Source organism: Bacteroidota bacterium (assembly GCA_039821555.1).
Taxonomy (GTDB): domain Bacteria; phylum Bacteroidota; class Rhodothermia; order Rhodothermales; family Rubricoccaceae; genus JBCBEX01.
This window is the reverse complement of sequence record JBCBNX010000012.1, coordinates 109,173-128,123: the sequence shown is the minus strand read 5'-3', so window position 1 is coordinate 128,123 and position 18,951 is coordinate 109,173. Positions and strand designations below refer to the sequence as shown.

General features: G+C 65.0%; 21 protein-coding genes. 3 read left to right on the top strand and 18 right to left on the bottom strand.

Going from position 1 to position 18,951, the window contains the following annotated elements; genetic code table 11:
- The coding region (locus tag AAFU51_13750; protein ID MEO1572312.1) for a hypothetical protein at window positions 1-374 on the bottom strand (374 nt) is incomplete at its 3' end.
- 199 nt (window positions 375-573) lie between these two features.
- Here AAFU51_13750 and AAFU51_13745 point away from each other — a divergent pair.
- The gene (locus tag AAFU51_13745; GenBank protein ID MEO1572311.1) at window positions 574-1,512 is read left to right on the top strand and encodes a DMT family transporter; all 939 of its coding nucleotides are present in this window, start codon (window positions 574-576) and stop codon (window positions 1,510-1,512) included.
- 1 nt (window position 1,513) lies between these two features.
- Here the strand turns inward: AAFU51_13745 and AAFU51_13740 are convergent, their stop codons facing one another.
- From AAFU51_13740 to AAFU51_13695, 10 genes are all read right to left on the bottom strand, one after another.
- Entirely contained in the window at window positions 1,514-1,708 is a 195-nt protein-coding gene (locus AAFU51_13740; protein ID MEO1572310.1) for a hypothetical protein, read from the bottom strand.
- Window positions 1,709-2,889: 1,181 nt separating this feature from the next.
- Window positions 2,890-3,570: an SGNH/GDSL hydrolase family protein gene (locus tag AAFU51_13735; protein MEO1572309.1), complete on the bottom strand. Its 681-nt coding sequence runs from the start codon at window positions 3,568-3,570 to the stop codon at window positions 2,890-2,892.
- A 136-nt stretch (window positions 3,571-3,706) separates the two neighbouring features.
- Window positions 3,707-4,168 carry a hypothetical protein gene (locus tag AAFU51_13730; GenBank protein ID MEO1572308.1) on the bottom strand — a complete coding sequence of 154 codons (462 nt, stop codon included), beginning with the start codon at window positions 4,166-4,168 and terminating at the stop codon, window positions 3,707-3,709.
- A gap of 109 nt (window positions 4,169-4,277) precedes the next feature.
- Window positions 4,278-4,703 (bottom strand): Rrf2 family transcriptional regulator, encoded by a 426-nt coding sequence (locus AAFU51_13725; protein ID MEO1572307.1) that lies wholly within the window; start codon window positions 4,701-4,703, stop codon window positions 4,278-4,280.
- Window positions 4,704-4,739: 36 nt separating this feature from the next.
- The gene (locus AAFU51_13720) at window positions 4,740-4,925 is read right to left on the bottom strand and encodes a hypothetical protein (protein MEO1572306.1); all 186 of its coding nucleotides are present in this window, start codon (window positions 4,923-4,925) and stop codon (window positions 4,740-4,742) included.
- Between the two features lie 156 nt (window positions 4,926-5,081).
- Complete coding sequence (locus AAFU51_13715; protein ID MEO1572305.1) at window positions 5,082-5,501, bottom strand: hypothetical protein; 420 nt, start codon at window positions 5,499-5,501, stop codon at window positions 5,082-5,084.
- A gap of 67 nt (window positions 5,502-5,568) precedes the next feature.
- A complete protein-coding gene (locus AAFU51_13710; protein ID MEO1572304.1) occupies window positions 5,569-7,512 on the bottom strand; it encodes a DNA topoisomerase IV subunit B in 1,944 nt (647 codons plus the stop codon).
- 189 nt (window positions 7,513-7,701) lie between these two features.
- Complete coding sequence (locus AAFU51_13705; protein ID MEO1572303.1) at window positions 7,702-8,283, bottom strand: hypothetical protein; 582 nt, start codon at window positions 8,281-8,283, stop codon at window positions 7,702-7,704.
- Between the two features lie 130 nt (window positions 8,284-8,413).
- On the bottom strand, window positions 8,414-9,154 hold the full coding sequence (locus AAFU51_13700) for a hypothetical protein (protein MEO1572302.1): 741 nt from the start codon (window positions 9,152-9,154) through the stop codon (window positions 8,414-8,416).
- Window positions 9,155-9,210: 56 nt separating this feature from the next.
- Entirely contained in the window at window positions 9,211-9,912 is a 702-nt protein-coding gene (locus tag AAFU51_13695; GenBank protein ID MEO1572301.1) for a hypothetical protein, read from the bottom strand.
- A 201-nt stretch (window positions 9,913-10,113) separates the two neighbouring features.
- On the opposite strand from AAFU51_13695, the gene wrbA reads away from it, so the two are divergent.
- Window positions 10,114-10,710 carry an NAD(P)H:quinone oxidoreductase gene (gene wrbA / locus AAFU51_13690; GenBank protein MEO1572300.1) on the top strand — a complete coding sequence of 199 codons (597 nt, stop codon included), beginning with the start codon at window positions 10,114-10,116 and terminating at the stop codon, window positions 10,708-10,710.
- A 120-nt stretch (window positions 10,711-10,830) separates the two neighbouring features.
- Here wrbA and AAFU51_13685 read toward each other — a convergent pair whose 3' ends face one another.
- The 6 genes from AAFU51_13685 to AAFU51_13660 form a co-directional block, all read right to left on the bottom strand.
- Window positions 10,831-13,173: a DNA topoisomerase IV subunit A gene (locus AAFU51_13685; protein MEO1572299.1), complete on the bottom strand. Its 2,343-nt coding sequence runs from the start codon at window positions 13,171-13,173 to the stop codon at window positions 10,831-10,833.
- Window positions 13,174-13,299: 126 nt separating this feature from the next.
- Window positions 13,300-13,767 carry a hypothetical protein gene (locus AAFU51_13680; protein ID MEO1572298.1) on the bottom strand — a complete coding sequence of 156 codons (468 nt, stop codon included), beginning with the start codon at window positions 13,765-13,767 and terminating at the stop codon, window positions 13,300-13,302.
- A 29-nt stretch (window positions 13,768-13,796) separates the two neighbouring features.
- A complete protein-coding gene (locus AAFU51_13675) occupies window positions 13,797-14,306 on the bottom strand; it encodes a hypothetical protein (GenBank protein ID MEO1572297.1) in 510 nt (169 codons plus the stop codon).
- A gap of 18 nt (window positions 14,307-14,324) precedes the next feature.
- Window positions 14,325-14,786 (bottom strand): hypothetical protein, encoded by a 462-nt coding sequence (locus AAFU51_13670; protein ID MEO1572296.1) that lies wholly within the window; start codon window positions 14,784-14,786, stop codon window positions 14,325-14,327.
- A gap of 178 nt (window positions 14,787-14,964) precedes the next feature.
- Complete coding sequence (locus AAFU51_13665) at window positions 14,965-15,636, bottom strand: ATP-binding protein (protein MEO1572295.1); 672 nt, start codon at window positions 15,634-15,636, stop codon at window positions 14,965-14,967.
- 168 nt (window positions 15,637-15,804) lie between these two features.
- Window positions 15,805-16,884, bottom strand: a complete 1,080-nt coding sequence (locus AAFU51_13660) for an NAD(P)H-dependent glycerol-3-phosphate dehydrogenase (GenBank protein ID MEO1572294.1) — start codon at window positions 16,882-16,884, stop codon at window positions 15,805-15,807.
- Between the two features lie 93 nt (window positions 16,885-16,977).
- On the opposite strand from AAFU51_13660, the gene pgl reads away from it, so the two are divergent.
- Window positions 16,978-17,724 carry a 6-phosphogluconolactonase gene (pgl, locus tag AAFU51_13655; protein ID MEO1572293.1) on the top strand — a complete coding sequence of 249 codons (747 nt, stop codon included), beginning with the start codon at window positions 16,978-16,980 and terminating at the stop codon, window positions 17,722-17,724.
- Here pgl and AAFU51_13650 read toward each other — a convergent pair.
- A complete protein-coding gene (locus AAFU51_13650; protein ID MEO1572292.1) occupies window positions 17,721-18,857 on the bottom strand; it encodes a hypothetical protein in 1,137 nt (378 codons plus the stop codon). The two genes, pgl and AAFU51_13650, sit on opposite strands and share 4 nt — an antisense overlap.
- Window positions 18,858-18,951 lie beyond the last annotated feature (94 nt).

The window sequence follows — 18,951 nt, the reverse complement described above, 5'->3', positions numbered from 1 at the left end:
CCCATGGAGCCGAACTCGAAGCGGTCGAGGTCGAAGGCTTGGCCGCGCATCGCCTGGAGCATGGCGGTGCGGCGGGGAAGCTCGGCGGCGTAGACGGCGGCGAGGTCGGGGACGGCGAGGCGGTGGGGGATGGCGCGCTGGGCGAGGCGGGCCTGCTCGGCGTCGTTGAGCACCGCGCACGTCTCCACGCCCATAGCCGTCCGTTCCCGGTGCGTATGGCCCAAGGCCACCTCGGCCCGAGCGAGGTCCGCCACGAGGACGTCGTCCTGCTGCGCGAAGCACACCTCGGCATAGGTGCGGGCTGCTTCATCTTGGGCGAGCGCAGCAGGACCGAGCAGGAAGGCCATAGCGAATAGGGTGATGAGGGTACGCATGGGGACGACCGGTGTGGGTGGGACTCAAACGCAACGTAAAGGCAGGCTCGCTGGACCGCGCAATGAGGGGGCTGCTTTCCCCCTAGATGAAGAGCACGGCAAGGTGCGTGGTGGAAGCGGTTGCATGGCCGACGCCCAACGAACACCGCCGAGCGAGGACGGTAGTCCGTAGCCTTTCCCGCCCACCTCCGCCTCCTGCGTGTCCACCACCTCCACGTCTCGCACGCCTCGTGCCGTCTGGCATCAGATCCCGCTCGGCCTGCGCTACATGGCGGGGTCGGCGTTCTTTTTCAGCTTGATGGCTCTGTTCGTGAAGTTGGCAGGCCAAGCGGGTGTGCCAAGCATGCAGATCGTCTTTGCCCGGTGTGCCGTGATGCTGGTGCTCACCTACGCGATGCTCTGGCAGGCCGGGGTGACCTCACGGGGCGTCGACCGGCGCAACCTCTTCCTACGCGGCTTCACGGGCTTCACGGCGTTGAGCATCTTCTACTTCGCGCTGACCAAGATCCCCCTCGGCGACGCGGCCACGATCTACAACACCGCGCCGATCCACACGGCGCTGCTTGCTGGCCTGTTTCTGCGCGAGCGGGTACGTGGCGTGGTCGTCGTCGCCATCGTGCTGAGCCTCGTTGGCGTGACGCTCATTGCGAAACCGTCATTCGTGTTCGTGAACATCACAGCGAGCTACCCGTCGTGGATCGTCTACGCGGCACTCGGCGGGGCCTTCCTCTCCGGTGCGGCCTATACGTTCGTACGCAAGCTCAAGGACACGGACCATGCGCTCGTCGTGATCTTGTGGTTTTCGTGGGTCGGCGCCCTCGGCGCGCTGCCGTTTGCGTTCGTCGATGCGCTCGGCATCGAAGGACGCGGGGCGTTTGCATCGTGGGTGCTCCCAGGCGGCTGGTCGTGGCTGTGGCTGCTGTTGGTGGGTGTGATGACACACATCGCGCAGGTTTGCCTCACGCGTGGGCTGCATCTCGAACCTGCTGGACGCGCCTCGGCGGTGGGCTATCTCCAGGTCGTCTTTGCCTTCCTCTGGGGCGTGCTGTTTTTCCGCACCATCCCGGATAGCCTGACCCTGCTCGGTGCCGGGGTCGTCGTCGGCGGCGTCCTGCTTGTTGTTCGCTCACGCCGCTGATCTAGCCTTGCGTCAGGATCAGCATTGAAACCACCGCACCGAAGCCCCCCAGCGCGATGAGCACGTAGCCATAGAGGCGGAAAAGCGCCGACCAGCCGCGCTCGTCGCCGAACAGGTCTTCCTCTTCGGGCACGTCCGGCTGGCGCACTTCCCAGACACCGAAGGCGATCATCGCCGCCGACACGAGCAGGAGCACGAGCGGAAAGCTGCACATAGGCTACCAGAGCAAGGAGGCCTTCAAACGCCGCGGTGGGTTACCCGTGGTGGGTTCCCCACAGCCACACGACGGCACGATGCACCAGTGGCTACCGAGGGTACCAGAGGCTACCGAAGCGCGAGGCGCACGGGCCGATTCCCCAACGTACGCATTGGGAATCACGCACATGGCCTCGCTTGCCTCCCACCACCTTAGGAAGCGCCCCCGTAGCCGTAACCACGGAAGCGCAGTGGCAAAGGCTCTGCGTTCGTGCAGAGGCTCACCGAGCCACCGTGAAGGTGCCACCGTGAAGGTGCCACCGCTGTAGGTGCCGTCGTGGCCGAGTCGGTACACGTACAACCCGTTTGCCAGACCCGTCGTGCTGATGCGCACGGCATTGTCGCCGGGTGTGAACCGCACCTCGCCGTGAGTCGAAACGAGGCGGCCGAGCGCGTCGAAGACTTCGAGCGTCCCTACGCCCTCTTCTTATGTGCTGAAACGGAGGCTCAACGCCTTATGGTCACGCGGGCTCGCGACCACGAAGCAGCAGATCACGTCCTCGAAAAAGTGCGTGTCGGACGCCTGGTTCGTTGGCGCATCGATGAGTTCGACATCCACGCGCAGTGCGTTGTGACGCGGGGATTTCGTCCAGGCAAGCATCCGGCTGGTGGCGCCCTGGATGAGGTCCCACGCACCTAATTGGGGTCACCCTGGCCGTCGTCGGCGTCCTGGTCGCCGTGTTTCCTGCGTGGTTCGGCCCCCTCACGGGAGGTCCCGAGCCGCCAGTCGACCTTTTCGAGACGATCGAGCGCCGCATTCGTGGGGGCATGCTGTTCGGCGTGGGGTTGAGCTTGTTGGCAATACCCGCACTTCGCCCCTGGTCAGCGAGCATACCCTCAGCACTCTTCTATGTTGTAGCGGGCGCCCTCGCAGCGCGGCTCCTCGGTCTGCTCGTCGATGGTACTGTTCCGAAGCAATGGCTCCTGGTAGCCGTGGAGGCCGTGGTGATGGCAGTCGTCGCCATCTGGCTGTGGCGCACCAGCGGATCTGCGCCCTGATCTGCCCGTCGGCCACTCGCCTCAACGTAGTCCTCTTCGGGTAGCCAAGGCCTTTCGTTCCGAGCCCAGCGCACGCGAGCACGTGCGCCGCCGAGGGCAACCACGTTTCCGATGGGCAGGCCCCTATTCCCCTTCGGCCACCCGCATGGCGTGTGCAAGCTGCTGCCCAATCAACCGCGATCCTTCGATTGAAGGATGCACATGATCCTCGTCGTAGTGTGTCAGGTCAGTGGAATCAATAACTAGCGCAGCAGAAGCATAGAACACGCCGTCGAGGGAGGCGGCCATGCGATCAAGGCGAGCATTGAGGGTCTCAAACTCATCGAGGCAGTCGGTGAACGCTGTCTCGGGGCCGTTCGGAGGGAAGTAGTAGCCCATGACGAGGACGCGGCTGCCATCGCTCACCACGTCCCGAACGAAGTCGGGGTAGTGCCCCGCATGACCGTCGCTGCTGACCATCTCGTCCAAGGTGCGCTCGCATGTGCCGCAGTTGCACTCGTCGCCCAAGTCATTCGCTCCACCGTCCATCACCACCCATTCCCAACCACGAGGCCGATACTGCGCGCGGATGTCGTAGCCTAGAGCGCCCTGCTCCGATTCATCCTCTGGCATGCTCAACCGGGCTCCCGAAACGCCTCCGTTGACAACGGCCCGGTTGAGTTCAGCCGCGATCACATCGGCGATTGCGGCTTCCTGGTCAGCATTCCATTCCATCACAGAGTCGCCCAGGACGAGCACACTCCCATCCTCTACATCGGCGACAATGCGGTTTACTTCTCCGCAGCCCACACAGCATGCCGTCATCGTGACTACGAGCAACCCAACGCGGACACGAGGAACGCAATACAGTAGGGACGGCATGGGACGTGGTGCGGTAGCAGTGGATGTTCGAGGAACCGAGTTGCTCGCTTGCCCCAAGGCGACGCGGCGGCAGTCGGAGCTAAGCGTTCCGATGTGCAAGCCACACCCACCCTGTCAATAGGATGGCTGAGCCCGAGAAGATCGTCATCAACGTGCCGGGGAAGAACTTGACGAAGCCGCCAAGGTCGAGGAAGACGAAGTACCCAATATCGAGCAAGCCGCCGACCATCGCGGTGACCCAGATTGCGGTCATATTGCCGCGCCAGATGAGGACCGCGCCGATGAGGGTGACTACCCCACCCCAGAGCAGATTCCAGGCGTGCTGATTGAGGACTGCGCCTACAGCAGCGTGGTAGTCCATCACCAGCACATCGGGATCGACGCCGTCAGCGATGCTCTGGAAGCCGTTGGTCGCGTCGCCAGAAATGACGAGGATGCCTGCGAGAGCGTGAACGAGGCCCCACACCACCCAGAGGATTGCGGCGATGCGGAGCGCGGTCACCTGGCCTTTGGAGAGCGAGGGAGCAGCAGTGGTAGTCATGAGCGAGCTAGAACTGGTGGAAAAAGTCGGTGGCGCGACCAATATGCAACCAGATTAGTCACATTACAAAACAACGTGCCATTCCTTTCGGTTGGCTGCCCCTACTGAATCACACAGACCCGAACAGGCGCGTCCGAATCTCCCGGTCCATCTCCGCCACCGTCACCGCTTCAAGGCGACGCAGCAGTGCCAGCTCTGCGTCTGCATAGAGCTCATTGATGTAGCCGCCCATCACCATGGCCACACGGCCTGCGCAGTCGCTCGGGTGCCGCGTGAGTATCGTCTGGTCGTCGGCGATGGCCTCGTACGCTTCGCGGAGCGTGATCTCGTTGGCGGGCCTCGCCAACGCACTCCCACCTCCGGTCCCCCGCCACGTCTCCACGAGGCCATGCCGCTGGAGCTTCGCCAGCACCCGCCGCAGCACGACCGGACTCGTCCCATACGTCCGCGCCATTTGCTCGGACGTCAGACGTTCGTTAGGACGCGAGGCCAGAAAGCCCAAGATGTGCAAGCCGATGGCAAGTTGGCTGTTCATTCGAGTAGCGCCGGAAATGTCAGGAGAGGCCGTAAGCTACACGTCTAGTTCCTCCACTTCGTCGGCGTGGCCCATGATGGACTGGAAGCGCGGGGCGGCGTCCTTGCCCATCAGATCTGTGATCGTGTTCTCGGTGGCGAGCTTCGCGTCGTCGGTGATAGTCACGCGCAGGAGGCGGCGCTCCAGGTAGAGCGCTCTCCGCTGGAGTGGCTGGTTATGCATCGACCTACCGCCTAAGCGCAAGGCGGCATAACAGATTGCCGCTCAGCCGCGTGGGGCAGCAGCGGGACGCTGGGGCGAAGCTATGACTGGCGGGTTCGGACAGGCCAAGAACGCTCGCGCCCCACGTCGGCCTGCAGTGGCGGGTTCTGCCGCACCCTAGCGCCGACTGATTCGCATGTGCTCTTCCGGGCCAAACCGGTCAAAGACGTAGTGGCGGATGACGGCGCCGGGGCAGCGCCACTCATGACTCGCAAAGCCTTCCGTTCCAGCCTCTGTCCTGTCCGGCGAGCCAAACGCCTGCTCGAAGTGCCGCTGGAACTGCTCGTATGAACTGGCTTGATCAGCGTAGGAGCGTCGGAAGAACTCCAATTCATTCAGCTTCCCGTTTCGGCGAGGCTTGAAGTGGAAACCCAACTCGTGTTCCATTCCGCTGAGCGAGCGACACGACAGGGTGTAGTAGCCATCCGTCACGTGGCGAAGATGTGAGCCGAGGAGGTCAGACAACTCTGACTCCGAAGCACTCCAGGGCACAAACACGTCGGGCTCCTCAATCTGGAATCCTTCGGATATGTCCATGTCGGGCAAGTGCGGCAGAACCAGCAATTCGGTGTCTGAGAGACGTAATAGTACGCCTCGGAGCCTACTACACATCCAGTTCCTCTACCTCGTCGGCGTGGCCCATGATGAACTGGAAGCGTGGGGCGGCGTCCTTGCCCATCAGATCTGTGATCGTGTTCTCGGTGGCAAGCTTCGCGTCGTCGGGGATGGTCACGCGCAGCAGGCGGCGGCGCTCCGGGTCGAGCGTCGTCTCGTGGAGCGTCTTCGGCATCATCTCGCCGAGGCCCTTGAAGCGCTGCACCTCGATGTTGGCGCGGGGGTTCTTCTTCTTGATGCGGCGGATGATCGCGTCGCGGTCGCCCTCGTCGAGCGCCCAGTGCGTCTGTTTGAGCGCGTCCACGCGGAAGAGCGGCGGCTGCGCGAGGTAGACCGCGCCCTCGTCGATGAGTGGGCGGAGGTAGCGGTAGAAGAACGTCAGCAGGAGTGTCGCAATGTGGTGGCCGTCGGAGTCGGCGTCCATGAGGAGGACCACCTTGCCGTAGCGCAGCTTGCCGAGGTCGAAGTCGGCCCCGAGCCCGCAGCCGAGCGCCTGCACGATGTGGTCAAGTTCCTTGTTGGCGAGCACTTTGCTCTTCGTCGCCTGCTCAGCGTTGAGCACCTTGCCGCGCAGCGGGAGGATGGCCTGCGTCTTGCGGTCGCGCCCCTGCTTCGCCGAGCCACCGGCCGAGTCGCCCTCGACGATGAACAGCTCGCTCTCGGCAGGGTCTGTCGAGGAGCAGTCAGCGAGCTTGCCGGGGAGATTGAGGCGGTGACTGACGGCGCTCTTGCGGCGGACCTGCCGAGCAGCAGCGCGGCTAGCCAGGCGGGCCTTCGCCGCTTGCACCACGCGCGTCACGATGGATTCCGCGACCGAGCCGTGGCCGTTGAGGTACTGCTCGAACTCCAGCCGAAACGCGCCCGAGATGAGGCTGCGCGCCTCGGGGTTGTTGAGCTTGTCTTTGGTCTGCCCCTGAAACTGCGGGTCGACCATGAACAGGTTGATGACGGCGAAGAGGCCCTCGCGGATGTCGTCGGCGGTGATGTCGAGCTTCTTCTGGCCGAGGTCGTGCGTCTCCATGTAGGCGCGGATGGCCTTCGTCACGCCGTCTTTGAAGCCCTGCTCATGCGTGCCGCCGTCGCGCGTAGGGATGCCGTTGACGAAGCTGACGATGCGCTCCTTCGGAAACTCGGTCCACTGGAAAGCTACCTCCACGCGGATATCGTCGGCGAGCTCGCTCTGGCGCAGCACGAACGGCTCGGGGTGGACGGCCCGCGCGTTTTCCGCCGCGATGCGGTGGTCGAGGTACTCCGCGATGCCGCCCTCGTGGTGGAACTCGATACGCTCGCCCTTCGCCTCGTCGCGGAAGACGATGCGGAGGCTCCCGTTGAGGTAGGTCTTGACTTCGAGGTTCTCCTTGATCAGTTCTGCGTCGAAGGTCGTCGTCTCGAAGATTTCGGAGTCGGGGCGGAAGAAGATGCTCGTGCCGGTACCGCGTACGTTGGTCTTGACCTTCTTGAGCTTCGTCTGCGGGAGGCCGCGGGCGTAGCGCTGCTCGTAGAGCGCCCCGCCGCGCTTGACCTGCGCCACCATCTCCTCCGTGAGCGCGTTCACCACCGACGAGCCGACGCCGTGGAGGCCGCCCGAGGTGATGTACGACGCGCCGTCGAACTTACCGCCTGCGTGCAGGGTCGTGAGGATGACCTCCAGCGTCGGCACCTTCTTGACGGGGTGCTTGTCGACGGGGATGCCGCGCCCGTCGTCGGCGACGGTGATCGAGCGGCCGTCGGCGTGCAGCGTCACGTCAATGCGCGAGGCGTAGCCGTTGGTGGCCTCGTCCACGGCGTTGTCAACGATCTCCCAGACGAGGTGGTGCAGCCCGGCCTTGCCCGTCCCGCCGATGTACATGCCGGGGCGCATGCGGACGGCTTCGAGGCCTTCGAGGATGCGGATGCTGGCACCGGTGTACGCGGTGGCGGGGGCTTCTGCCATGACGGAGCGGAGAGCGGCGGTTTGGTGGGAGCGAGGAAGCGTCGCATAATACGGGCACCCCGCTGCCAGCCTCGTGTCACTGTCGACACACCACTCGCTCTCGGTTTCGTTCACTTCGCCCCCGTGAAAACGAAGACGGTCCCCTCTCTCGCAAAGAGGACAGGACGAGCCCCACGAGGACAGGAGCAGCTACCGCTCGAACGGCGTCCCGCGCACGATCTCCTCGGCTAGCTCTTCGAGGCGGCGCTCGAAGAAGGTCTGCGTCACCGGATTGGTGAGCGACGTGGGCGCTTCAATGGCGGCGCGTGCTGCAACGGCGGGCTGCGCTCTAACCACGTCCCACAGCACGAAGTCGACTTGCACCACAATCAGCCGCTCGAAGCCGCTTCCAGCGTTGGGGTTGGACCGGCGCTCGTCCCGGCGCACCTGTACGTTGCCCAAGAACAACGCAAACGAAGGCCGCGTCCCGTTCACGACCACGTCGAGGGCCGTCCCGTCGGGTGGGAGCGGGAGCCGGATTCCATCGCCCAGCTTGCGCGGCGTGAGCGTCGCCGTGGGTGCCTCTGTCAGAGCGGCTTCGGCAAACGTCCCCTCCGACGGTAGCACCTCCACGAGCCGAGTGCGGAGAAACGCCGCGTAGACCTCGTCCGGTACGCCAGGCCCGAGCGCCCGCGTGATCGCGTCAGGGTCGGCGATGAGCGGAACGCCCTGCACGGGCAGCACCGCGAGGGGGCCATCGGGCGGCGTGGAAAGCGTGTAGCCCGGCAGCATTCGATTCGCTGCACACGCTGGGAGCACCGCTGCCACCAGGACGAACAAGACCCAGCGATTAACACGTGTACGCATTGTCCAAAATTCAGCTAGGCGATGGGGACGGCTCGGCCAGATGCGCAACAGTCGATTAGATTCGGAACGCTCGCACGTACGCCTTGCGCTCCTCACCTTCGAGCGGCTCGCCGTCGCGGACTGGCCCGAGCGGTAGCTTGGAAAAGAGGTCTTCGATGAGCGGCTCGAAGCTGCGCTGCCACTCCTCGTCCTTCGAACGAGTGAAGAACGACGTCTTCGCCCGCTCCGTGAGTTCGCCGCGCTGGATCAGCCGCCCTGCCTGATTGTCCCAGAGGGCGTAGGCCAGTTCGGTGACGTAGAACTCGTCGGTGCGCTGCATCTGGTTGTTGGGCCCGAAGACCGTGACGTTCTCCTTGCGCACCTCACCACCCGTGCACAAGAGCACGTAGTCCGGGGTCCACCCATTGTAGGAGAGCGATGTCCCCTCCTGCGGGATGGGAATCATCCCCTCCGGCTTGGCTGGATTCGTGGGGACCTGGCGGAACGGTCCCGCCCCGTCGTTGGCAGTGACGAGCGCAAGGCTGTCGAGGTAGGTCCATTCGTACCACTTCGACGCCATGGTCTCGCGGAGCAAGCGAGCGATGGCCGGGCCCGGCTCGGTTACGCGGCTGGTACTGTCTACCTCTGTCAGCATCTCGACGAACACCTCGTCGTCGCCGGTGCCAACCGAGACAGAGAACGGCTGGACCGCAAGCACGCCGCCTTCCAGAGAACGTCCAGCGTACGCTTCTTCCGTCGTAATGAGTTGCCCCGCAGTACAGCCGACGATGAGGCTGACCAGCAGGACGAGTATCATTCGGTAAAGGACTGGCGACGCTGAAAAGGGGAGCGCGGACGCAGGCGGCATAGGGGTCAGCCTCGGGTCGACACGTGAAACGGCGAGGTGCCGAACATAGCTTCCACGTAGGCTTCCAAACCGTCCAGATACCGTGAACGAGCCATCTGCTCATCGAGCGGGGTGCCTTGCGGCAGCGGCTCCACGCGCAGCGTGAGGGTGCGGTCCAATTCGTTAAAGAGGATAGGCTCGCCCGTCTCGTTGCTCCAGAGCACGAAGCCCACGCGGTGCGGCATCACGATGCGTCCCGGAAGCAACTCCCCGCGTACGGCCTCGATTTCGGCGTTGCCGAAGAAGAGGATGAACTCAGGCGTCCCCCCTGCCATCTGTATGGGTTGGCCTCGGGGCGGCGTGGCCACCGGGAAGTCCTGCCCCTGCCGCACGCGCAGCCGGTTGTCGTCGTAGCGACGCTGGTTGTAGCGCTGCATCTCTAACGGCGGCACACCGGCATACTCATCCACCACGACGCGGTCGAAGCGGGTCTGCCGCTGTATTTCTCGCGCTAGCGCGAGGCGGAAGAACTGGGCATACCGCCGGTCCGCAGCAGCGAGGTCTTCGCCAGGCAGGCGTGGAATCTCGAGGCGCTGGTCCGGGCTAAACGGAGCGATCACGAGCGTACCGCCGGTCACGCGGCCCGTGTACTCGGTCACGAGCGTCGTAGGCGGCGGCGCGCACGAGGCGAATCCTACCAGGACGAAGATGAGGATGAAACGAAGCATGGCGATACCGTCAGGGTGATGCGCGGGGGGCTAAAGATGCAACGGCTGCGCTACAATGGCAACGATGCAACGGCGGCATGCTACCGCGCAGGCGGAACGCAAGGCGATGGAATAATGGTACCATTAATATATTTGTTGGAACAAATATTTACCTTCCATATCAAACTACTTCCCGACATATCGACCCATCTCCCCGATGCCATGAGCGACGTCCGACTCACTATCGTCTACTACAGCACCTACGGCACCAACTACGCGATGGCGCAGGTCGCCGCCGAGGCGGCCCGTGAGGCTGGCGCCGAGGTACGCCTCCGCAAAGTCCGCGAGACCGTGCCCCAGTCCGTGATCGACGCTCAGGAGGGCTGGAAGGCCGCTCAAGCACAACAGTCCGGCGTCCCCGAGGCCACGGCGGAAGACATGGAGTGGGCCAATGCCTACTTTCTGAGCGCCCCCACCCGCTTCGGTGGCGCGGCCAGCCAAATGCGCGCCTTCATCGATACACTCGGCGGTGCGTGGCAAAAGGGCGCCCTTGCCAACAAAGCCTTCACGGCCATGACGAGCGCCCAAAACCCGCACGGCGGCCAGGAGACAACGCTCCAGACGCTCTACATCACCGCGATGCACTGGAGCGCGGTTCTCGTTCCACCCGGCTACACCAGCCCCGCCGTTTTCGCTAGCGGTGGTAACCCCTATGGCGTCTCGGTGACCGCTACCGGCGAGGGACTCACGGACGAGGATATCGCTGCCATCCAGCACCAAGCCAAGCGCGTCGTTGAGGTCGCGGCGAAGCTGGCATAAGGGCACCCCCTGCGTCCGTTTACGGTCGCTGCGCTCCCCTGAAAACGCACGCTGTCCCTCTCGCGAGCGGGGGGGACCGTTCGAGCGAAGCGAGAACAGGACGTGTGTCCAAGCTACCTCCTACTCCGGCAACGGTCGCACCACCGGCTCCGGCTTAGCGGCGCGGAGCGTCCCGCGCTGGATCACGACGCGGCCCTTCCCGCCGCGGTTCGTCACGTCGAACTTCGTCGTCCGGACGATTTCAGGGCGGCCCCGGCTCGTCTCGACTTCCAGGCCGTCGCGGGCCGTCGTCGAGAGCGCGGCCCCGAGAACGCGGTCGCCGCTGCCGTCGAGGCGGATCGCGATGACGCCCTTAGCGATGCTCTTCACCACGGGCACCTGCTGCGCCGGGAAGATGAGCGCGCGGCCCTGCTTCGTTGCGAGGCATACGTGCTCGTCGCCTCGGCAGAGGTGCGCGGTGAGGAGGTACGACTTCGCCTTGCCCTTAGCGAGCCGCATGAAGCCACGCCCGTTCTTGTTTGACGGCTCGGCGAAGTTCTCCAGCGCCATACGGGCGGTCTGGCCGTCAGTCGTGACGCCGAGCACGAACGGGCCGTAGCCGTCGTCCGGGCTGGGAGGCGCGCCATCGCCCTGGAAGAGTCCGGGATCCGTCTCCGGCGCAAAGGGCGGCGGCAGCACGCGCGCATCGAGGAGAATGGCGCCCGCGAGGCGTTCGCCATCGGAGAAGTCGAAATACTTCTGGATTGGGTCGCCGTAGCCCGAGGTCTGTGGGAGGTCGTCGACGCGGAGCGTGTAGGCGCGGCCGGCCGTCGTGAAGAAGACGAGCGAGGCGCGGGTCGAGCCACCCAACGCGTAGGCCACCTCGTCGCCCTCACGAACCCGGATGGCATCGAGCGTGGTGTAGGAGCGTTGGCGTTTCACCCACCCGTCGCGCGTCACGATCACGACCACGTCCTCGGCGATGATGTAGTCCTCGGCGTCGTAGTCCAGCGCGGCGTCCGGTCCGGCGACCGTCGAGCGGCGCTCATCGGCGAACTGCTTTTTCGCGGCGCGGAGTTCTTTGCGGATGAGGCTCCAGCGGGCGTCCTCGTCGGCGAGGAGCGCGCGGAGTTCAGCGGCCATCGCCTCCTTCTCCTCCAGTTCCTTCTTGATCGCGTCGATCTCCATCTGCGCGAGGCGATAGAGCTTGATCTCTAGGATCGCGTCCGCCTGGATGTCGTCGATGCCGAAGCGGTGCATGAGGCGCTGCGCGGCGTCGGCCTTGTTGCGCGAGGCGCGGATGAGCTTGATCGCCTCGTCGAGCGCGTCGAAGATGACCGCGAAGCCGCGCAGGATGTGGATGCGCTTTTCGAGCTGTTCGAGCTCGTACTGCAGCCGCTTCGTGACGACCTCCATGCGGAAGTGCAGGAAGTGCTGGAGCGCCGTCCGGAGGTCGACTTTCTGCGGCGCGCCGACTTCGGGGTTGCGCGTCGGCACGAGGCACGTCATGTTGACGTGGAAGCGGGTCTGCAGCGGCGTGTGCTTGAAGAGGTAGGCCATCGCCGCCTCCGCGTTCGCCCCGCGCTTGAGTTCGAGCACGATGCGCACGTCCTCGGTCGACTCGTCGCGGATGTCGACGAGCTGCGGCACCTTCCCCTTCGCGATGTGCTCGGCGATCTTCTCGATCAGGTCCGCCTTTGTCATGGCGTACGGGATCGAGGTGATGATGACGTGCTTCTTGCCCTCCATCTCGTACTCGCCGCGGAGTTCGATGGGGCCTTCGCCCGTCTCGTAGATCTTCAGCAGCTCCGCGGGCGTGTTGAGGATGCGCCCGCCCGTCGGGAAGTCAGGCGCGGGGACGTACTTCACGAGCGTGTCGATGCGCGCGTTGGGGCTGCCGATGAGGTAGATGCAGGCGTCGAGCAGTTCGCCGAGGTTGTGCGGCGGGATGTTGGTCGCCATGCCGACGGCGATGCCGGTCGCGCCGTTGGCGAGCAGGTTCGGGACGGGTGCGGGGAGCACGACCGGCTCGAAGACCGTCCCGTCGTAGTTCGGGCGGAAGTGGACGGTCTGCTTCTTGATTTCGCTCAGGAACGCCGCGCCGAGCGATTGGAGGCGCGCCTCGGTGTAGCGCATCGCGGCGGGGCTGTCGCCGTCGAGCGAGCCGAAGTTGCCCTGGCCGTCCACGAGCGGCGCGCGGAGGCTGAAGTCCTGCGCCATGCGGACCATCGCGTCGTAGATGGCCGTGTCGCCGTGGGGGTGGTACTTGCCCATGACCGTCCCGACGACCGTCGCGCTCTTGCGGAAGCGCGAATCCGGATTCAGCCGTAGGTCCACGGCCATGCCGTAGAGGATGCGGCGCTGGACTGGCTTGAGGCCGTCGCGGATGTCCGGCAGCGCGCGGCTGGTGATGACGGAGAGGGCGTAGTTGAGGTAGCGCTGGCGCGTGGTTTCGTGCAGCGGGATCGTCTCGACGACAGGCATCGGCGGCGGGCGTGTTCAACGCGGGTGCGTGCGGGAGGGTCAGTCCCGAAATCTACGACCACCCCTCTGTCAAGGCGTGTCACAGGGGGCGTGTCACAGGGAACGCCTTAACCCGCTGCGCTTGACCTACACATCGATGCGCACCCAATCGCTCTGAGCGCCGCGCATGTAGTAGAACCGCCAGTGATCGTCGTAGACGCGCATCAGGAAGGCGATGTCGTCGTCGTCGAGCGCGTCGCGGCTCGCGGGGCAGGCGTCGAGGTCATAGATGCGCACGGCGTAATAGTCGCTGCCACTGGGAAACACGCGCATGCACCCCACGCCCTCTCGGTAGAGCAGCTTGGTATCGTCCGGAGACGGGGGCAAGCCGAGGTCGCCGAAGCTGAGGTCTCGGCTCGTACCCTTCGCACCGCCGAGGGCCGGCAGCGTGTCGGTCCAGGTGTCGATGCGCGCCGCGATCTCCGCCATGGTGCCGATTTGCCGGTCGTAGCGCGCACGCTGGGCGCTTTCGCCGAACGCTTCGATCCCAGACACGACGGCCAAGCCGACGATGACGACCCCGAGTACGAGCAAGAGAAGTTGCTGCTGTCCCATGGTCCACCCAGAATCGTGTGCCTAGAGCCTCACTGGTTGCTGGGAGACCAGCTGCACCCGTCGGGCTTGGCCAACTCCCCCTCGTCGTACTGCCACACCCCGTCGCTGAACTCCGAGCGACGCAGCACCCAGCACTCGGAGGGCACGCCGAAGAGGCGAAGCTGGACCATGATCGCGCCGTCAGCTTCTGGCACTTCGGTCAGCTCTATGAGGACGCTTCCTGATTCGCGGCACAGCGTGGTCCGGTGGTCGAGGCCGACGTACCACGAATCGTCGCCCTCGGCCCCCGTCTGCGGACGGCCGATTTGTTGGAGACTGAGGCTGGAGTTGTACACATCGACACCGCGACCTAGGCCGCCGAGCGCCACAGGCTTGCCGTACCACGTAATCACATCGCCCGCCACGGCGACGGCATGCTCCGTAAACCGGTCGTAGCGACTCTTCCGGTCGTTCTCTTCGAACGACTGGATGCCCGTCACGATCGCCAAGCCGACGATCACGAGGCCCAACACGAGGAGCACGAGTTGCTGCTGTCCCATTGCTGGCCGCGGCCTGGGTTAGAAGCCGTTGTTTCGGATGTTGTTTTCGCCGCTCCAGTAAAACTCGATGTCATCGACGCGTGTCCCGACGGCCCGGACGCGCATCCACGCCGAGCCGTTGCCGCAGTCCGTGTCGAGGACGTTGACCTGGATGTAGTTGACGTTCGGGAAAACCTTCAAGCACGCATAGTTGCTCATCCGGATAATCTCACGGTCTCCCTGAAACTCGGTGGGCACCAAGCCGATCTGGGCTAGGTCGAAGCCGCTGAAGTCGTTCATGTCGTCGCTCAGGCCGCCGGCCATGGCTGTAGGCTTCATCTTCCAGGCCTGCGCCTTGGTGATGATGTCCATCAGCTGCACCATCATTTGGTCTTGGCGCGCCTTGCGCTGGTTCTCGCCGAAGGCTTCAATGCCGCTGGCTATCGAGAGCCCCACGACGACCACGGTGAGGACGAGGAGAAGTAGTTGTTGCTGGCCCATGGCTCGTGCAGATCAGGGAAGTGGACGCGCACGCTGGCTGCAAAAGTGGTACCGGAGCGTTCACGAGCGCTGCCTGACGCGCCTCGCTGCCATTTTTAGAGGACCAGGGGCGGCGTGCGCTCGGGCGTCGTTTCCCTATGCAGCAGGAGGCTACCATTTCACCCACTCCACCGGCGCCTCACGCCACATCGTAGGCCAGCGTCCAGTAGTCGGCCTTTTCATCAGGGTGCAACGCCAGAATAGAGGCACGGGTGAGCAGCACGAGTGTCTGCGCTGCCGACGAAAGGGAGACACCCGCTAGCTTGGCGAACTGGGCGACGGTGATCCGCTCGTAGCGGTCGAGGTACTGCATGAGTTGCTGCTCCTTGTCGCCAAACTCGAAGCGGGTGTTGGTCGGGTTCTGCTCGGCCTTCATCACGCGGATGACTTCGCGGCTGGCCTCGATGGACTGCTCGTCGACGCGCACGTAGGCGGTCTTCGAGACGCGGCCCTCGGCATCGGATGTGACGAGGTAGTGCGGCTTCGAGGCGCTCTCAGGGACATCGACGATGAGCACCTCACGGCGGCGCGAGACGGGCACGGCCGCCACATCGAGGGGCACGAGCGGCCGCGTGTGTTTGGCGATGGCCTGGCGCAGCGCGAAGGCCTCTTCGTGCGCGTCGCGGACGCCCTTGATGGTGCCGTCGTCGTCGACGCCGAGGAGCAGCTTGCCGCCCTGCGTGTTGGCGAGCGCAATGACCTCCTTGGCGATGCGCTCGGGACGGGGTACCCGGCGCTTGAACTCGATGGTCAGCCCTTCGCCGAGCGCGACGAGACGCTGGAGGTCGCGGAGATCGAGGCTGAGGTCCATGACATGCGCCAGGCGGAGGGTGAGCGAGCCGCCAAGCCTGCGCGGAGCAGGCTCCGACGTTTGCGAAAGCTACGATGCCGCCAACCACGACGCAGATAGGGTTGGTTCCGCAGTGCGGCTTCATCGCGACACCGCAACACCGCAACACGGCCTCACCGCCTCGCCCCTTCACTCTCCGAAGTCGGTGTCCAACGCCGTAGGGTCCTCGTGCTTGGCTGCGCGGGTCATCAGCGCCCACACGGCTTCCTGCGGCGGCATCCCGTCGAACAGGATGCGGTGGACGGCCTCGGTGATCGGCATCTCGACGTCGTGGCGCAGCGCGAGGGCGTGCACCGAACGCGTCGTCTTTACGCCCTCCGCTACCATCGTCATCTCCGCCTCGATGTCGGCGAGCGACCGGCCGCGCCCCACCTGCTCACCGAGATAGCGGTTGCGGCTGTGCTTCGAGAAACACGTCACCACGAGGTCGCCGAGGCCTGCGAGCCCCGCGAAGGTGGCCGGCTCCGCGCCCATCGCCAGGCCAAGGCGCTTGATCTCAGCGAGCCCCCGCGTAACGAGCGCTGCCTTGGCGTTGTCGCCTAGCCCCACGCCGTCGCTCATGCCCGCCGCAATCGCCATGACGTTTTTGACCGAGCCCGCGATCTCCACGCCGACGAGGTCGTGGTTGCGGTAGACGCGTAGTGCATGCGCCATGAACACCTGCTGCACGGTCCGCGCCACTTCAAGGTCAGGCATCGAGACGACCACGGTGGTCGGCTGGCCCGCTGCGACTTCCTCCGCGTGGCTGGGGCCGTAGAGCACCCCCACACGCCCAGCGGGATGGCCGGGCAGCACGTCCCGAAGCACGCCGGAGGTGGTGAGCAGCGTTCCGTTTTCGATCCCTTTGGCGACGGAGATCAGCGTGTGTTCGGGCGTCACATGGTCCTGGATGGACTCGGCCATGCCCCGCACCGATTGCGACGGCGTGGCAACGACCCACAAATGCGACGCCTGACACGCTTCGGTAAGGTTCGAGGTGACCTCGATGCTGCTCGGGAGGAGCGCGCCAGGCAGGTAGGCCGTGTTGCGCCGCTCGCGGCGGATAGCGGCGGCCTGGTCCTCACGACGCGCGTAGAGCGTGACGGGGTGCCCGCCGTGCGCTGCGAGGCTGTAGGCGAGCGCCGTACCCCAGCTACCGGCACCCAGGACAGAGACGGGGGTGATAGAATTCGATGCGGCGGTGTTCGATGCGGCGGTGTTTGATGCCATCGTCATGGGGCTCAACCTTGGGCCGGTGAAAACTGTAAGGCACGTGCGACGTACCCCAATAAACGACCCCCACCGCCGGTCCGTCATCACCCCATGCCTGCCGACCTCACCGTCTTCGACACCGTCGACGACCTGACCGAACGTGCCGCCGCCTTTGTCGCGGCCGAACTCCGCGCCGCCGTTGCCCGCCGAGGCCGCGCCTCGCTCGTCCTCGCCGGAGGCTCGACACCGGCTCCCGTCTACCTGCTTCTCGCACACGAATACGCCGACGAGGCGTTCTGGGCCAACACGCATGTGTTCTTCGGCGACGAGCGCTGCGTAGAACCGGACCACGCTCACAGCAACTACCGTATGGCGCAGGCGTCGCTGCTGGACGCGCTGCCCATTCCTGATCGCCACGTCTATCGGATGGTCGGCGAGGTGCACCCGCCCGTGGCCGCGTTCGACTACGAGAAGATGCTGAAGGCGTATCGAGGCGCCGCACGCGACCACGACGCACCGCTGTTCGACGTAACGCTACTCGGACTCGGGTCGGACGGTCACACGGCGTCGCTCTTTCCAGGTCAGCCTGCATTGGACGAGGCCAACGCGCTCTGCGTCCACACCCAGTCACCCCCGAACTCGCCTGTGGACGACCGGCTGACGCTCACCTACCCTGCACTCCACGACTCGCAGACTGTGCTGTTCCTTGCGGCTGGTGTGGGCAAACACGCGGCGCTCCACGCAGCGTTGAACGTCGAGCCGCTGCCGGGGCAGGACGCTCCAGTACCGGCCGGCAACGTAACTGCGCGCGGTGAGATACGTTGGTTCGTTGACCGGGCCGCCCACACAGGCAGCTAGGGCACGGACTCCGACGCAGCCTCCGCGATCGCCGCCCACGCGGGCTTTGGACTCCCGTCGGGCGCGACAACGCCGAGCATGCACAGGTAGTCTGTGAGGCGCTGGGCCATCTCGGTGGGCAGTCCGTTCAGTTCGTCTCCAAATAGAGCCTCGCGCACGGCGTCGCAGGTAGCGGCGTCGAAATCCTGGAACGTAAAGACCGAGGCGAAGCGGACCTCAGGGGTCGCCTTGATTTCGTCGAAGAGTGCATCGAAGCAGGCGTGCTGCCACTCCGCCGAAGCCCCCATGGACGGCGCGCTCGGACAGGTGAGTTCCTGAATCAGCACTGGTCCCGTCCCGTAAGCGCTGATCACCTCGCGGAAGTCTTGGCGGATGTCCTCTACATCGCGGACGAGGAAGTCCGGACGGATGGGTCCATAGTTGACCAGGATCACATCGGTGACCTGCTGCAGCGCGCGAAAGGTGGCGGATCTCTGGCGGACTGCGCTACCCGTGAGAGTGACGGCGACGGCAAGCCGCTCGTCCAAGGCACGCACTCGCTCGCGAGCCGCCTCGACGAAGCGGACGTAGGCGTCGCGTTCGCGCACGAACTCCCCATCGAGGCGTGCATCGATCTCATTCCCGACGCCTAGCGCAAAGCCTCCGTAGGACAGAAGCACAGGCACTACACGGTCGAGCAGGACTCCGAAGCGATCGAGCACGGCCTGGTCGTCGAGCGCAACGCTCTGCGCGATTCCTGCCTCGCCGTCGGAGTAGGGGGCAGGCAGGTTGTAGTCCTCGATGTCGCCCACCGTAATGTTGACGAACGGAACCAGCCCAAGCGCCTGCAGCCCTGCGAGCGTCGCCTCGAAGTCAGCGAAAGTGTAGCGTCCGGGCTCAGGTTCAAGGTCGGCCCAGTCGACGTAGTAGGTGAACCCCCGGAGTCCGTTCGCGGCGGCCTCAGCGAGAAGCGCTTGCTCGGCGTCGCCTAGCGCATCGAGGTCCGCGCTGCCGTAGAGGGTCGTGCCGATCGTCAGCCCGGGGGGCAGGAGCGAAAGGGGCACGTCGCTCTGGGCCGATGCCGGGTCGCTGGACGAGCACGCAGCCAGAAGGAGCGTGCAAACGGTGCACAAGACGAAGGAAGGGATTCGCATGGAAGGGATTCGCATCGCCGTCGCGTGCGGTTACTGGGAGTTGGAGTGCCGCAGAGCTTGCAAGAATGCTGCCCAGTGGCCGCTCGTACCCACC